Origin of the sequence: Pseudomonas fluorescens, assembly GCF_000730425.1 — a bacterium.
Lineage (GTDB): Bacteria > Pseudomonadota > Gammaproteobacteria > Pseudomonadales > Pseudomonadaceae > Aquipseudomonas > Aquipseudomonas fluorescens_X.
In genome coordinates this window covers 4,665,704-4,679,683 of the sequence record NZ_CP008896.1, presented here as the reverse complement: position 1 = coordinate 4,679,683, position 13,980 = coordinate 4,665,704, and the positions used below count along the sequence as shown (strand labels likewise).

Genomic DNA, 13,980 nt, shown 5'->3' with positions numbered 1-13,980 from the left:
TTTTCATAACATCACCCCAAATAAAAAATGTCCCTCTATACCGTTGGTATTAATCACCAAGACGCATACACCTGCCTGTATATAAATCGTTAATACCAAGTTGAGCGTTGCGATAAAGAGTACCGAGGACTGTTATAGCCACAACGGACGCATGTATTGCCTGCCGAAGAACAGGCGAACTTGCGAAACCAACAAAGGCTGTACCAGGTGCTAAGGAACTCATCATGAAAACTCAAGTCGTGTTGTGGAAAGCAAGTACTGCATTGGCCCTTATCCTGGCGATGAGCCTGGGAGGCTGCAGCAGTGGTGGTGGCGGTCATAAGAGCAGCGTTGCCTCTTCCTCCCCGGATGCTGGCGCCGGTACCGGTGGTGGTACGGGTGGTGGTGATGGCGGCGGTACCGGTGGCGGCACTGGCGGTGGTACTGGCGGCGGCACGGGTGGCGGCGACGGCGGTGGCACCGGTGGCGGCACGGGTGGCGGAACCGGCGGTGGCACTGGCGGCGGCACGGGTGGCGGAACCGGCGGTGGCACTGGCGGTGGCACTGGCGGCGGAACCGGCGGTGGCACTGGCGGCGGCACAGGTGGCGGCACCGGCTCGACCACCAGCCCCTTGGTCACGGGCCAGATTGCAGCCAACCTGGGCGACACCCTCGGCAACGTCGGTACCGCTATCGGTGGCATCGGCACAACCGTTGGCGGCGTTCCGGTAGTCGGCACTACCGCAGGCGGCCTGGTGACCAGCGTGGGCACCGCCGTTGGCAGCATCGGCACTGGCGTCGGCGATGGCCTGGGCTCCCTGGGTACCAACAGCAACTCCCTGGGCGTTACCGTGGCCGGCGTGGCCAACGGCGTCGCCGACCTGGGCACGGGTGTTTCGAACACCGGCAAATCACTGTCGACCACCTTGGGTGGCATCCCGGTAGTCGGCGGTCTTACCGGCGGCGTCGGTGGGGCAGCCGGTGGCCTGGTGGATAAAGTTGGCCAGGCGGTCACGATGCTTGGCGATACCTTGAGCACCGCCAGCACCACCGGCCCACTGGGGTCGGTCACCAGCACCCTGGGCGGCAAAGTGCTGGTGCCTGTGGTCTCGCTGGTGGAAAACACCACCGGCAATCTGGGCAAGGCCACCGGCCTGGGCAACCCGGTCAATGGTCTGCTGGATAAAGTCGGCTCTACCGTCACCGGCCTCGGCACCCAGGTGGCAGGCGCTGGTGGCACTGGCAACCCCGTGACCGGTGCCCTGGGCTCCGTGCTTGGCGGTGTCGGTGCGGTGGCGGGCACTGCCGGAGGTTATGTCGCACCGTCTGCCGGGACCGGCAGTGGCAGCGCCCCGGCATCCGGTCTGCCTGAGCTGGTGGGCGGCCTGGTGGCCAACGTCGGTAACGGCCTGAATGCGGGCAACACCAATGGCACCGTCAGTGCGGGCGGTGTGGCAGGTGGCGCACTGGGTAACACCGTGGCCTCGCTGGGCACAGTGATCGGTGGCAACGGCGTCGCCAACACGGCGGCAACCGCACCGGTGGCGGGTCTTGCGACCACTGTGGGCGCAGCGCTGAACCCTGTGACGTCGGGCGTCAGCAGCCTGACCCAGAACATCGGTACCACCACCGGCATCGGTGCTCCGGTCAACGGCCTGGTCACTCAAGTAGGCGGCGCCGTCAGCGGCCTCGGCGCCAACCTCACCGCGGCCAACGCCAGCCCGGTCACCAATACCGTGGGCCAGACCGTCACTGCAGTCGGTGGTGTGGTGTCCTCGGTGGGCGGTCTGGTTACCGGCGGCACCAGTGGTAGCAGCGGTGGCTTGCTCGGCGGCCTGAACATCAACGCCAATGCCACTGCGTCTGGATCTGCCACTGCAAACACCGGCGTAGGTGGCCTGCTCAAAGGGCTGACCGGCAAATAGAAGAATTGCACCTGGCCATTAGACGGCCTCCCCTACAGCGCCTACGCTTGGTTGAGACGAGAGATTCCAATGGGTCTCTCGTCTTTTTTATTGGAACTCCCGAACCGTGCTCCAGAACCCGGCGGGACCCTGCGAAATGCCGCTGCAGTTTTGACCATGGAGTGTCCTATGCGCGTTTTGACGCCTTTGTTATTGCTCACCCTCAGCGCTTATGTCCACGCCGAGACCCGACCCAGCTTCCTCAACAGCAACGACACCATCCGCAACCTCCCCGTACCCAACCTGCCAGCCGATGCCTACCGCCCGGTGACGCCGCAAACCCAGCTGCCGCCGACCCCGGCCGCACAAGCGCAACCGCTGCTGATGGACACCAAGGTCACCATCAGCAAACTGCAGATCGAAGGCGGCACGGTGTACCCGCTCCAGGAAGTCGCCCAGGTGTTCGAGCCGCTGATTGGCCATGAAACCAACCTCGCGCAACTGATCGAAGCCACCCGCAGCATCACCCGCCGCTACCAGCAGGATGGCTACCTGTTGTCCTACGCCTTCCTGCCCGACCAGCGCTTCGAACAGGGCCTGGTGCGCGTGGTGTTGGTCGAGGGCTATATCAAGGACTACCAGGTGCAAGGCGACATTGGTTCGGTCTCGGCCTACGTCGACAAGCTGGCGCAAAAGCTCCAGGCCGAACGCCCGCTGACCCGCAAGACCTTTGAGCGCTACACCACTTTGATGGGGCGTATTCCCGGTGTGACCCTGCAGGCGCAAGTACCGCCGCCAGGCACCACCGACGGTGCCGCGCACATGAATATCCAGGCCAGCCGCAAACCGTTCACCAGCAGCATGAGCATGACCGACGACAGCCGTGGCGGCCTGCAAGCCTTGATCGCCGGCACCAGCAACTCCCACACATCAATGGGCGAGCAAGTGAGCCTCAGCGGCCTGTTCCCGCCAGGGGATGACAAAGAGCATTACTACCGGCTCGACTACAGCCAGTTCATCAATGCCGAAGGCACGCAGTTAAGCCTGTATGGCGCGCGCTATCGCAGCGACCCGAGCACCCATATCCGCCTGGACGGCGGCTTTTCGCTCAAGCCACACCGCGAGAATGACCGCTTCTCCATCGGCCTGAGCCATCCGCTGATCGCCTCGCCCAGCGAGTCCCTGACCCTGGGCACCCGCTTCTATGGGGTGAACGACAGGACCCGCTATCAACTGGTGGGTTACCCACAACGCTTCGACGTGGAAACCGACCTGCGCGCCCTGGCCTTTGAAGGCGATTGGCGCAAGGCCGACAATCGCCAACTGCGCATTCTCAGTGCCGGCCTGTACCAGGGCATCGACGGCATGGGCGCCAAGACGCGCAGCGACCTGGCAGGGATAAAGTCAGACCTGGACTTCTTCCGCCTGCGCCTGTCCGGGGTGCAGAGCGACAAATTCTTCGACAACTGGCAAGGCGTGCTGTCGGCAGCGCTGTACTGGAGCGATGACACCCTGCCCGACAGCGAACGGGCGGTGTTCGGCGGGCAGAACTTCGGGCGAGGCTACCCGGATGACCAGGGTTCGGGCGACAAGGGCTGGGGGGTGGCCTATGAGGTCAACTACAGCTACAACCGCGCTGGCGACTGGGTAAGGATCGTGCAGCCCTACATCGTGCTCGACCGGGCCAAGGCCTGGTTCAACCGCTTGCCGGTCAAGGATAGCGACATGTCCTCTGCCGCTGTCGGCCTGCGGTTTGGCGATGCCAAGTACTACAACATTGCGCTGGAGGCGGCCAAGCCGATGTCGGATATGGCGCTGGACAGCTTTAACCGGCGGCCGCGCTATACCTTGAGCTTCAGCTATCAGTTGTAAAAGCCGGCTTGCCGGCGATGGCGGTGTCTCAGTCGATCAATAGATGGGCTGACCCACCGCCATCGCGAGCAAGCCCGCGCCCACAGGGGGAATGCAGCTGCACGCTCAGGTCAGCGCATCCCCCACCTTGCCAAAGAATGTTGCGATCTGCGGCCCCAGCAATTTCCCCGCTGCCAGCACCACCAGCGCAATCACCACAATCAAAATCACATATTCGATAGCCGTCGCACCGTCCCGTCGGCGCCAGAACAGCATCGAGCCTGCGCAAATCCTCAGCAGCAAGGCAAGCAACATAGGAGATCTCCTCAGGGGCGCTACGCACTGGCCAACTGTTCCCTACGCCCTGGGAAACAGATTGTTTAGGGTGTCGATCAAACGAACCAGGTAGATGGGTTTGCGAAACAGGTCCAGGACCTGCAAGCGCAACATGTCACTGACATCATCCATTTCGGCATGACCGGACATGACAATGACGGGCAGGTGCTGGCGTGAGGTGTGCTCACGCAAGCGCTTGATCAGGGAAATACCGCTTTCCTCGGGCATGCGCAGGTCAGTGATGACCAGCCCGATATCAGGGTGCAGGGTCAGTTCCTGCAACGCGTCTGTGACGGAGGTGGCGCAAAAACAAACGAAGCCCTCGTTTCCCAGCGACTCCGCCAGTTCAACGAGGGCATCTTCTTCGTCATCCACCAACAGGATCTGTTGGCGGCTCGCAACAACGGCGCTCATGAGCAATACCTTCCAAAACAATCACTGATGGGCTTGCTCAAGGCACTACCACCAATCAGGTCAAGGCAGCCCCGACTTTAGCGAACATGGCCGCGATCTGAGGCCCGAGCAATTTCCCCGCTGCCAGCACGACTAGCGCAATAACGGCCACGAGGATCACGTACTCGATTGCCGTCGCGCCCTCTTTGCGGTGAAAGAACAATTGGAGTTGGACGTAGAGCTTCATCATGAAGGTAAGGAACATATGACTTCTCCTTTGCGCTTGCTTGCGCAGATCGCGGTGCTGCACGGTGATTGCTGCGTGCCACTAGAGCATTGTCAACAAACCCCACCTCAACAACTGTAAGAACGGATTAATCACAAAGTATTAGTCGCAAAACTGGCGCCATAAACCCGTGTTTCCGGGAGGAATGTCGTTTATTCCAAAATAAATCACGGTGACTAATGGCATTTTGTCCTAGCTCGGCTACGGTCAAATAGCGAAATCGTTAGATGTTCATAGCTGCCTGGTTGCGAAATCAACTCGTTGGGAAAAACGAGGCCCGTGGTGCAACAGGAAAGGGAGAGCCTTCATGAACAGTCGTGTCAGCATGATCCTGGCCGGGTTGTTATTAATCGGTGCGCTGTTTGCAGGCTATTGGGGGCTGGTGCTGAGTCGTCCGCCTGAGCCGGCTGCCGAGCCGTCGCCACCTGGCGTTTCCGTGGAGAAAACCGTCGCCGCCGTCGAGGACCAGACTCGCCAACCCGTGGTGGTCCTGGCCCATGATGTGCCGCCGTATATTGCCCTCACCGCCGCCGACCTGACCCTGGAAAAGCTACGCACTGCGCCGGCCGGCAGCTTGACCAGCCTCGACCAGGCCATTGGCCGCACCCCCTTGAGAGCCCTGCGTGCCGGCACCTGGCTGGATGATGCCAGCTTCAATGCCGGTGGCCCGCTGGCCCGCATGATCCGCCCTGACGAACGCGCCCTGGCGGTGGCCGTCGATGAGGTCATCGGCGCGGCTGGCCAGTTGAGCCCTGGGGATTATGTGGATGTACTGCTGTTCCTGCGCCCGGAAGGCACCAACCCGGAGCCGACATCGCAGATCATCGTGCCGGCCCTGCGCCTGCTCAGCGTGGGCGATAACCTCGGCCCGACCAACGATGGCAAGCCCGCCGTTGCACCGCCCAGCACCGACGAAGAAAAAGCCCGCCAGGCCCAACGCCAGGCGAACCCACCGCGCACCGTGGTGTTGGCAGTACCGGAGCCGTTGATGAGCCGCCTGATGCTGGCTACCAGCGTCGGCGCCTTGCGCCTGGCGGTGCGCAGTGCCGATGAACAATTGCTCAGCCAGTACTGGGCCGGGAACAACGAGGCATTCGCCAAGCTGCAAAGTGCCAATCGCGAGCTGTACCAGTTCACTCAACTGGCCATGGTCGCCGCGCCGAAAAGAGTCGCACAGGCTGGGGGGGCCAACGAATCCAGGCGCTCCGGCATCGAGGTCATACGCGGTAACCAAGCGACCCAACAAAACCCCTGATTGAGCAAGGATGCCTTGAATGCGCCATCGTTTTGCACCTGCGTTCACGCAAATGGCCTGGGCACTGATATTGTCCAGCCTGCCTGTCGGCGTGGCGTTCGCAGCCTCCGACAGTTGCAGCAACCTGGGCTCCCTGCCGGCCGTGGTCGAGGTCGGTGAAGGCTTGCAACAAACCCTGCAGTCACCCGTGGCGATTACCCGATTGGCCATTGGCGACCCGAAAGTCGCCGATGTACACCTCAACGGTGATCGCAGCTTCCTGCTCACCGGCGTTGGGTCTGGCGCCACCAGTCTGATGGTCTGGACCCACTGTTCCAGTACGCCGCGCCAGAGCATGGTGTTCGTCAAGGGCAAGGCCAGCTCAAGCCTGACCAGCCTGGCCCTGTCGCCTTCCGATGACCCGTCCCTGCCCAGCCAGGTACAGACCGATATTCGCTTTGTCGAAGTCAGCCGTACCAAGCTCAAGGAGGCCAGCACCTCGATTTTCGGCGGCACCCGCAACTTCCTGTTCGGCAGCCCGCGTACAGCCGGGATGAGCCTGCCATTGGATAACGAGAGCTTTAATATCGGCATTGGCGGCGGGCGCTTTTCGGCGCTGATCAATGCCCTGGAACGCAGTGGTTTTGCCTACACCCTGGCGCGGCCCAGCCTGGTCGCCATGAGTGGCCACAGTGCGAGCTTCCTCGCCGGTGGCGAAGTGCCGATCCCTGTGCCAAGTACCGGCAGCAACACGATCTCCATCGAGTACAAAGAGTTCGGTATCCGCCTGACCCTGACCCCGACCGTAATCGACCGCACGCGGATTTCCCTCAAGGTGGCGCCGGAAGTCAGCGAGCTGGATTACGCCAACGCCCTGCAGGTAGAAGGCATCCAGGTACCAGCCCTGACCGTGCGCCGCACCGACACCACGGTGTCCCTGGCCGATGGCGAAAGCTTTGTGATCAGCGGCCTGATCAGTAACAACAACCGCTCCACCATCAGCAAGTTTCCAGGCCTGGGCGATATCCCGATCCTCGGCGCGTTTTTCCGTGACAGTAACGTCAGCCGCGAAGAAAAAGAGCTGCTGATGATCGTCACTCCGCATCTGGTCCAGCCCCTGGCCGCCAACGCACGCCTGCCGTCCCTGCCTGGAGAGAAACTGCGCAACTACGACCCCAACTGGTATCGCCTGTACTTCCTGGAAAACGGCAACTTCGACCGACGCACAGGACTTTCCCAATGAGCGACAGCCTGAGCCAGACGTTCCTGGCAATCACCCGCAACACCACCGACCTGGAATGGCTGCAAGGTGCCCTGGCGCCACTGGGCCAGGTGGTCAGTGCCGGTGGCGGCAGCCTCGATGAACTGTTGGCCCTGGTGGACGTGACCTTTGCCAACCTGGTGTTCGTCGGCCTGGACCGCGAGCATGTGGTGGCGCAAAGCGCCTTGATCGAAGGCGCCCTGGAGGCCAAGCCGATGCTCGCCATCGTCGCCCTGGGCGACGGCATGGACAACCAACTGGTGCTCAACGCAATGCGGGCCGGGGCGCGGGATTTTGTCGCCTACGGTTCGCGTTCCAGCGAAGTTGCCGGCCTGGTGCGGCGCCTGAGCAAACGCCTGCCGCCAGTCGCCCACAACGCGCACCTGGGCGGCCTCACCGTACTGTATGGCACCCAGGGCAACGCCGATGGCGCCCTGCTCGCCAGCCACCTGGCAATGGTGGTGCAAAAGAGCGGCCAACAGACCCTGCTGCTGGACCTGGGCCTGCCCCGTGGCGACAGCCTGGCCCTGCTGGGCCTGGAAAGTTCGTTCAACTTTGGCGACGCCCTGCGTCACTTGCGCCGGCTGGACACCACCCTGATCAACAGCGCCTTCACGGCCACCGACGGCGGCCTGCGCATCCTCGCCTACACCGAAAGCGACGACCCACTGGAAATGACCAGCGCCGCCGAGCTGTATATGCTGCTCAGCGCATTGCGCCAACACTTCCAGCATATCGTGGTGAACCTCACCGGCCAGCGTGACAGCGAAGCCTTGCGTACCTTTGTCAGCCACTGCGACAAGCTCTTGTGGTGTACCGACCAGAACGTCCTCGACTGCCGGCGCAACCTGGCCGTACTCAACCAGTGGCGGGAAAAGGGCATGAAACTGGAGCACGCGCGACTGCTGATCGACCGCTACCTCAAGGGCGCCGCCCCCGACACCGAAGCCCTGGAAAAGAGCTTCGGCCTGGAAGTCATCGCCGTCCTGCCGTTCAGCCCCGAGGTGCGCCTGAACGCCAAAAACCAGGGGCAGACCCTGTTCAACCTCGCCCCCCGGGAAACCTTGACACAGAACCTGAAAACCCTGGGCGAACGCCTGGCCAAACGCTCCGAGGGCCTTGAAAAACCCTCCACCCGCTGGTTTGAACGGCTGCTGAGGACCGCCAAATGAGCAGCGAAAAACTCTTCGGCGCGCCCGCTCGTGGGCTGAACAGCGCGGTGGATCACGACGGCCTGAAACTGGTGCTGCACCGCTACATCATCGATGCCATCGAAGAATCGGGGAAAAACCTGCTGGAAGGCTCGCGCCAATCCCTGGCGCAATTTGTCATCGACAAGGTTTCCGAGTACATCACGCGCATGCACCTGGCGATTTCCCGCTACGAAATGGAACGCCTGGCCGAAGAAATCGTTGATGAACTGACTGGCTTCGGCCCGCTGGAAGTGCTGCTGCGCGACCCCTCGGTGACCGAGATCCTGGTCAACGGCCCGCACCGGGTGTTTGTCGAGCGCGACGGCCTGCTGCACCAGAGCGATCTGCGCTTTATCGACGCCCATCATGTGGAGCGGGTCATGCAGCGCATCCTCGCGCCACTGGGCCGGCGCCTGGATGAGTCGTCACCGATGGTCGATGCAAGGCTGCCCGATGGCAGCCGGGTCAACGCGATCATCCCGCCGATTGCCCTGGACGGTCCGTGCCTGTCGATTCGAAAGTTTCGCAAGGACATGCTCAAGAGCAGCGACCTGGTGGCGATGCAGACCATCGACCAATCGATCTTTGAGTTTTTCCAGGAAGCCGTGGGCAAGCGCTGCAATATCCTGATCAGCGGCGGCACCGGCACCGGCAAGACCACCTTGCTCAATATCCTCAGCCAGTTGATCAACCCTCACGAGCGCCTGGTGACCATCGAAGACGTCGCCGAATTGCAATTGGGCCACCCCCACGTGGTGCGCCTGGAAACACGCCCGCCGAATGCCGAGGGGCATGGCGAGGTGAAAGCCAGCGACCTGATCCGCAACGCCCTGCGGATGCGCCCCGACCGCATCATCCTCGGCGAGATCCGGGGCGTGGAAGTGCTGGATGTGATGACCGCGATGAACACCGGCCACGACGGCTCCATGAGTACCGTGCACGCCAACAACGCCCAGGACGCCCTGCTGCGCCTGGAAACCCTGGTAGGCCTGACCGGTCGTGTGGTCGCGGAAAAAACCCTGCGCCAGATGATCTGCGCGGCACTGGATGTGGTGATTCAGTTGACCCGCCTGCCCGATGGCCGGCGTTGCGTGAGCGAAGTGGTGGAAGTGGTGGGTGTGCGCGATGACGTGTATGTCACCAACACCCTGTTCCGCCATGACCGACGCACTGGCTTCGGCTTCCTGCGCGAGGCTGTCAACCCGGCGGGTGACAAGCTGCGCCGCGAATCCGTCCTGTCGCTATAGGAGCGTCACCATGACCGGCGCCATCCTGATGTTCAGTTGCGTGATCCTGATTGGCGTGTCGTTGCACCTGTTCCTCAGTGGCCTGCGCCAGGCGGAAACCGACCGGGTCCTGGAACGGCTCGCCGAAGGCCAGCCGCTGCTGGCCGAAGAGCGTGGGCGCTGGGTCGGCCTGGAGCGCATGTTCCAGCGCGCAGGCCTGGGCAAGCCCACCGACAGCCTGGGCCTGTGGGTGACCTGCTGGGCGCTGGGCGCACTCCTGGGGTTTCTGGTGTGGAGCTGGGTTGGCTTACTGGTCATGGTAGTCGTTCCGCCACTGGTGTTGCGCCTGTACATCGCCTGGCGCTATCGGCGGCGGGTCAAACGCATGATCGAACAGTTGCCGCAAGTGCTCGACCATACGGTGCGCAGCCTGAAGTCCGGGCGCACCCTGGCCGATGCCTTGCTGGGCTCGATCGACAGCACCGAGGACCCTTTGAAAGCCGCCATGGGGCGCATCCAGCGCAACGTGCAACTGGGCATCAGCCTGCCCGAGGCCGCCAATGACTTCGCCGAGTTCTACGAGCAGGACGAGTTGCGCATGCTCGCCCTGGGGCTCAAGGTCAACCACCGTTACGGGGGCAACGCCAGCGACTTGCTGGAGAACCTGATCAAGGTCATTCGCGAGCGGGAACAAGGCGCGCGGCAATTACGCGCCATGACCGGCGAGACGCGCGTCACCGCGTTTGTGCTGGCCGGCATGCCGATTGCGATGGTGGGCTATTTCATGATGATCAACCCCGGCTACCTGCTGACCATGTGGAATGACGACAGCGGCCGCTACATGCTGCTGGCCGCCCTGACCATGCAGGTGCTGGGCTGTCTGACGATGTGGCGCATGTTGCGGAGTATTTGAGATGGTCCTGCTGATCAGTGCCTTGTTGTTTTTGGCTGCGCTCGTACTGATCGCCGGCCAACTGCTGGCCCAGCGCCGCCGCCAGCGTCTGGTCAACCAGCGCCTGCAAGGCCAGATGGTGCGGGGCGACCGTCTCGGCACCCTGCTCAGCCAGTTTGGCAGCAGCCAACTGGCCCAGCGCTCGGTGAGCATGGATAACGAAACCCAGATCCTGCTCAACCGCGTGGGCTGGCGCAAAGCCAATCAGCGCTCGATCTTCGCCGCCTGCCAGATTGGCGTGCCGCTGGTACTGGCGGGCGTGATCCTGGTGGGCGAGGAACTGATCTTCCCCGGAGCCGACTCGCCGTGGATCGCGCCCCTGCTCGGCCTGGGCGTGGGCTACCTGATCCCCAAGCGCATCCTCGCCAGCGCGGCCAAGGCCCGGCAGCAGCAAATCTCCCGCGAGGTGTCGACCTTTATCCCGCTGCTACGCATCTTGTTCGAGTCGGGCATGGCCGTAGAGCAGTCCCTGCGGGTGTTGAGCGTTGAAGCCCAGCGCCTGCTGCCCGCGCTGACCCAGGAACTGCGCTTGATCCTGTCACGGGTCGATTCCGGCCTGGAACTGAGCGAAGAGCTGGGCAAGACCGCCAGGCTGCTGGCCGTGGACGAGTTCACCGACACCTGCATCATTCTTCAGCAACTGATCCAGCAGGGCGGCGGCGCCATGAAGTCGCTGCTGGCCCTCAAGCAACTGCTCGATGACCGTCGCCTGACCCGTCTACAGGAATTCATCTCGAAGATGTCGGCCAAGATGTCGGTGGTGATGATGGTCTTCCTGTTTCCCGCTTTATTGATTGTGCTGGGGGGGCCGGCATTCATTGCGATCTCCCGGGCCCTGAGCAGTTTTTGAGGAGCGCACGATGAAAGCACTGATTGCAGGCCTGAGCCTGTTGATGCTCGGCGGCTGTGCCAGCAACGGCCAGACGCCCTGGTCGGCGCTGATGGCCCCGGGCAGTTGCGCCAAGCCCAGCGCCGAACAGGAACTGTCGTTGAACCTGGCCGACGACATGGCCAATGAAGGGAAGATGCACGCCAGCCTGGCCAACCTGCAAAGCCTGCCGGACTCTTTGCCCCAAGTGCGCCAGCGCAAGGCCAAGGTCTACCGCCTGCTCGGGCGCAGCGAAGCGCAACCGCTGTACCGCAGCCTGCTGGGCACCTGCATGGCGGCCGAAGGTGAACACGGCCTGGGTCAACTGGCAGCAGCCCGGGGCGACAACGCGCAAGCCTTGGCCCATATGCAACGGGCAGCGCAACTGGCACCCACCGATGAAAAAATCCGCAACGACCTGGGGGTGGTCTACCTCAACCAACGGCGCCTGGAAGAGGCGCGCTTTGAGTTCATGACAGCCATGGAGCTCAAGCAAAGCGATCAACTGGCGGCGGTCAACCTGGTAACCCTGTTGATCTACCAGGACAACTGGGGCCAGGCCGCGCAATTGGCCAGCCAGGTGGGCCTGAGCCCCGAGCAGGTCACCCAGGCCCAGGCCCGGGCCGAGCAACTCAAGGCCACCCACGCCTCAGCGGCCAAAGGCCAGGTTGCGGCGGCCCATGGTTCAGCCCCCGCCATAATCCAGTAAGCGCTTGAAGGAGCCGATAATGAAATTCCATTACCTCGCCAGCCTGACCCTGCTGGCCCTCCCCCTGGCGGCACTGGCCATCGAGCCTGGGCCCTCGTCCAAGGCCCAGCAGGAAACCGAGCACTGGCTGGGGCTGCAAGTCAGTGGGCAAGCCGCCTCGCCCACGGTACAGCAGGCAACCGCCACAGAGCGCGAACTGGCGATGCAGCGTTTACTGCAAAGCAAAAAATTCGCGATCCCGGAAAAATTCGATGAAGACAGCAAGAGCCCAGGCAGCAGCAAATAACCTGTAGGAGCCGGCTTGCCGGCGATGGCAGCCCTATCCCATTCAAAATGCAGGAGCGGGCAAGCCCGCTCCTGCAGGGGATATGCGATCTCAGTGCGCCGTCACCCGCTGGCGCAATGCCGAGTTGCTCGGCGACAGCGCCAACGCCAGTTGGGTGCGGTTGTGCATATGGGTCAAGCGCAACACCTGGGACACGTACAGTTTGACCGTGTTCTCGGTGATACCCAGCTCACAGGCAATCTGGTAGTTGGTCTGGCCCTTGCCCACCAACCGTGCGACATCCAGTTGCCGCGGTGACAGCTGATTGAAGATCGCCGGGACTTCCAGGCGCTCGGCCTCCTCACTTGCCCCCTCGCCATCGGCTTGCGGCGCCGGGCCACGACGGACCTTGTCCAGATCCTGGTACAAGTCATCGATGGACTCGGAAAGGTACTGCAGCTTCTGGTTCAAATTCCCCAGATGCAGGTTCTTGTGGCGCTCTTGCAACGCAGCTTCCTGGCGCTGCAAGCCTTCGAGCAATTCATTGAGGTTAATGGGCTTTTGGTAGTAATCGGAGATTCCCACACGCAAGGCCTTGATCACGTCTTGCTTGTCCGCCCGGCCGGTCAACATGATGGCTTCAAATGCCCGCTGCTTGCCGGCGATTTTCTGCAGGGCCTGCACCAGCTCGATGCCGTCCATGTCCGGCATATGCAGGTCACACAGCACCAGGCCGATCTGCGGGTCTTCACTGAAACGTTGCACAGCCTGCTGGCTGGAGCCACACGGGACACAGCGATAACCGCTGCTTTCGAGAAATTCACAAAGCTCTTCCACGATCAGCGGCTGATCGTCAACCACGAGCACTTTTACTGCAGACGTAAGCTTGTTCACGCGCTACTCCATGCCTGGCAAGCCAAAAATTGACCTATCCGTCCCGAAGAACTTTCCTACTTACTTGTATGAATAAACGTAGACGTACTTTCCGACTATGTACATAGCGATAGAGAGCACCTGCGACTAATGGAGGCACAGCCAGGCCAGGGTGAAACCCACCAAGAGAAACGGCGCAAAGGGCAGTTTTTTTGACGAGTCCACCACCAGGTAGCCCAGGCGCGCCCTAACGCCTTGACTGGCAAGAGGTAACAGCCGTGGCCCATACACCAGCCAGGCCACATTGGCCACACCGGCACCGATCAACGACCACAACAGGTAGGTCGAATTCGACGCCAGCGCCAGCCCCGCGAGCAACTTCACATCACCGGCCCCCAGCCGCCCGAGGGCGTAGCCAGGCAGCGTCAACAGCAGCGCGAGGAAGAACGCCCAGATACCGTCAGCCCTGGAAGCGCCCAGCCATGTCGAGCCGCTCCCTATCAGGTAAAGCAGCGCCAGCAGCACAACGCCCAGGGTCAAACGATTGGCAATCTGCCGCTGGCGAACATCCTGCACCGCACACACCACCAACCAGACAACTACCACGAGGCCTTGGATCACGTAAAAACCGTCCCTTTTTGCTGATTGAT

15 protein-coding genes are annotated in these 13,980 nt (G+C 62.2%); 10 read left to right on the top strand and 5 right to left on the bottom strand.

Features of this window, described 5'->3' with window-relative positions; genetic code table 11:
- Positions 1–224: 224 nt before the first annotated feature.
- Both HZ99_RS20835 and HZ99_RS20830 read left to right on the top strand, forming a co-directional pair.
- On the top strand, positions 225–1,904 hold the full coding sequence (locus tag HZ99_RS20835; protein WP_181883197.1) for a collagen-like triple helix repeat-containing protein: 1,680 nt from the start codon (positions 225–227) through the stop codon (positions 1,902–1,904).
- A gap of 168 nt (positions 1,905–2,072) precedes the next feature.
- Positions 2,073–3,755: a ShlB/FhaC/HecB family hemolysin secretion/activation protein gene (locus HZ99_RS20830; RefSeq protein ID WP_038445722.1), complete on the top strand. Its 1,683-nt coding sequence runs from the start codon at positions 2,073–2,075 to the stop codon at positions 3,753–3,755.
- 105 nt (positions 3,756–3,860) lie between these two features.
- Here the strand turns inward: HZ99_RS20830 and HZ99_RS20825 are convergent, their stop codons facing one another.
- The 3 genes from HZ99_RS20825 to HZ99_RS20815 are packed head-to-tail and all read right to left on the bottom strand — an operon-like array spanning position 3,861 to position 4,728.
- Positions 3,861–4,049, bottom strand: a complete 189-nt coding sequence (locus HZ99_RS20825) for a Flp family type IVb pilin (RefSeq protein WP_038445719.1) — start codon at positions 4,047–4,049, stop codon at positions 3,861–3,863.
- A 42-nt stretch (positions 4,050–4,091) separates the two neighbouring features.
- On the bottom strand, positions 4,092–4,484 hold the full coding sequence (locus HZ99_RS20820) for a response regulator (protein ID WP_038445718.1): 393 nt from the start codon (positions 4,482–4,484) through the stop codon (positions 4,092–4,094).
- A 55-nt stretch (positions 4,485–4,539) separates the two neighbouring features.
- Positions 4,540–4,728, bottom strand: a complete 189-nt coding sequence (locus HZ99_RS20815; RefSeq protein WP_038445716.1) for a Flp family type IVb pilin — start codon at positions 4,726–4,728, stop codon at positions 4,540–4,542.
- A 328-nt stretch (positions 4,729–5,056) separates the two neighbouring features.
- Between HZ99_RS20815 and cpaB the strand changes: the two genes are divergently transcribed.
- From cpaB to HZ99_RS20775, 8 genes are read left to right on the top strand one after another with little or no spacing between them, the layout of a single operon-like run.
- On the top strand, positions 5,057–6,004 hold the full coding sequence (cpaB, locus tag HZ99_RS20810) for a Flp pilus assembly protein CpaB (protein ID WP_038445713.1): 948 nt from the start codon (positions 5,057–5,059) through the stop codon (positions 6,002–6,004).
- Positions 6,005–6,023: 19 nt separating this feature from the next.
- On the top strand, positions 6,024–7,226 hold the full coding sequence (locus tag HZ99_RS20805; protein WP_038445710.1) for a type II and III secretion system protein family protein: 1,203 nt from the start codon (positions 6,024–6,026) through the stop codon (positions 7,224–7,226).
- On the top strand, positions 7,223–8,416 hold the full coding sequence (locus HZ99_RS20800) for an AAA family ATPase (RefSeq protein WP_038445709.1): 1,194 nt from the start codon (positions 7,223–7,225) through the stop codon (positions 8,414–8,416). Before HZ99_RS20805 ends, HZ99_RS20800 begins: the two co-directional genes overlap by 4 nt.
- A complete protein-coding gene (locus HZ99_RS20795) occupies positions 8,413–9,684 on the top strand; it encodes a CpaF family protein (RefSeq protein ID WP_038445708.1) in 1,272 nt (423 codons plus the stop codon). The genes HZ99_RS20800 and HZ99_RS20795 overlap by 4 nt, the downstream gene beginning before the upstream one ends.
- A gap of 10 nt (positions 9,685–9,694) precedes the next feature.
- On the top strand, positions 9,695–10,576 hold the full coding sequence (locus HZ99_RS20790; protein ID WP_038445707.1) for a type II secretion system F family protein: 882 nt from the start codon (positions 9,695–9,697) through the stop codon (positions 10,574–10,576).
- Position 10,577: 1 nt separating this feature from the next.
- Complete coding sequence (locus HZ99_RS20785) at positions 10,578–11,465, top strand: type II secretion system F family protein (protein WP_038445705.1); 888 nt, start codon at positions 10,578–10,580, stop codon at positions 11,463–11,465.
- A 10-nt stretch (positions 11,466–11,475) separates the two neighbouring features.
- The gene (locus HZ99_RS20780; RefSeq protein ID WP_038445704.1) at positions 11,476–12,192 is read left to right on the top strand and encodes a tetratricopeptide repeat protein; all 717 of its coding nucleotides are present in this window, start codon (positions 11,476–11,478) and stop codon (positions 12,190–12,192) included.
- A gap of 19 nt (positions 12,193–12,211) precedes the next feature.
- Positions 12,212–12,478 carry a DUF3613 domain-containing protein gene (locus HZ99_RS20775; protein WP_038445702.1) on the top strand — a complete coding sequence of 89 codons (267 nt, stop codon included), beginning with the start codon at positions 12,212–12,214 and terminating at the stop codon, positions 12,476–12,478.
- A 90-nt stretch (positions 12,479–12,568) separates the two neighbouring features.
- Here the strand turns inward: HZ99_RS20775 and HZ99_RS20770 are convergent, their stop codons facing one another.
- Positions 12,569–13,351 (bottom strand): response regulator transcription factor, encoded by a 783-nt coding sequence (locus tag HZ99_RS20770; RefSeq protein WP_038445699.1) that lies wholly within the window; start codon positions 13,349–13,351, stop codon positions 12,569–12,571.
- A 126-nt stretch (positions 13,352–13,477) separates the two neighbouring features.
- Positions 13,478–13,951, bottom strand: coding sequence for a prepilin peptidase (locus HZ99_RS20765; protein ID WP_038445697.1), 474 nt, complete (start codon positions 13,949–13,951; stop codon positions 13,478–13,480).
- Positions 13,952–13,980: the final 29 nt, after the last annotated feature.

What these genes read in the sequence shown, in the direction of transcription:
- HZ99_RS20835 (WP_181883197.1), top strand. Translation starts at nt 225, where the DNA reads ATGAAAACTCAAGTCGTGTTGTGGAAAGCAAGTACTGCATTGGCCCTT.
- HZ99_RS20830 (WP_038445722.1), top strand. Translation starts at nt 2,073, where the DNA reads ATGCGCGTTTTGACGCCTTTGTTATTGCTCACCCTCAGCGCTTATGTC.
- HZ99_RS20825 (WP_038445719.1), bottom strand. Translation starts at nt 4,049, where the DNA reads ATGTTGCTTGCCTTGCTGCTGAGGATTTGCGCAGGCTCGATGCTGTTC.
- HZ99_RS20820 (WP_038445718.1), bottom strand. Translation starts at nt 4,484, where the DNA reads ATGAGCGCCGTTGTTGCGAGCCGCCAACAGATCCTGTTGGTGGATGAC.
- HZ99_RS20815 (WP_038445716.1), bottom strand. Translation starts at nt 4,728, where the DNA reads ATGTTCCTTACCTTCATGATGAAGCTCTACGTCCAACTCCAATTGTTC.
- cpaB (WP_038445713.1), top strand. Translation starts at nt 5,057, where the DNA reads ATGAACAGTCGTGTCAGCATGATCCTGGCCGGGTTGTTATTAATCGGT.
- HZ99_RS20805 (WP_038445710.1), top strand. Translation starts at nt 6,024, where the DNA reads ATGCGCCATCGTTTTGCACCTGCGTTCACGCAAATGGCCTGGGCACTG.
- HZ99_RS20800 (WP_038445709.1), top strand. Translation starts at nt 7,223, where the DNA reads ATGAGCGACAGCCTGAGCCAGACGTTCCTGGCAATCACCCGCAACACC.
- HZ99_RS20795 (WP_038445708.1), top strand. Translation starts at nt 8,413, where the DNA reads ATGAGCAGCGAAAAACTCTTCGGCGCGCCCGCTCGTGGGCTGAACAGC.
- HZ99_RS20790 (WP_038445707.1), top strand. Translation starts at nt 9,695, where the DNA reads ATGACCGGCGCCATCCTGATGTTCAGTTGCGTGATCCTGATTGGCGTG.
- HZ99_RS20785 (WP_038445705.1), top strand. Translation starts at nt 10,578, where the DNA reads ATGGTCCTGCTGATCAGTGCCTTGTTGTTTTTGGCTGCGCTCGTACTG.
- HZ99_RS20780 (WP_038445704.1), top strand. Translation starts at nt 11,476, where the DNA reads ATGAAAGCACTGATTGCAGGCCTGAGCCTGTTGATGCTCGGCGGCTGT.
- HZ99_RS20775 (WP_038445702.1), top strand. Translation starts at nt 12,212, where the DNA reads ATGAAATTCCATTACCTCGCCAGCCTGACCCTGCTGGCCCTCCCCCTG.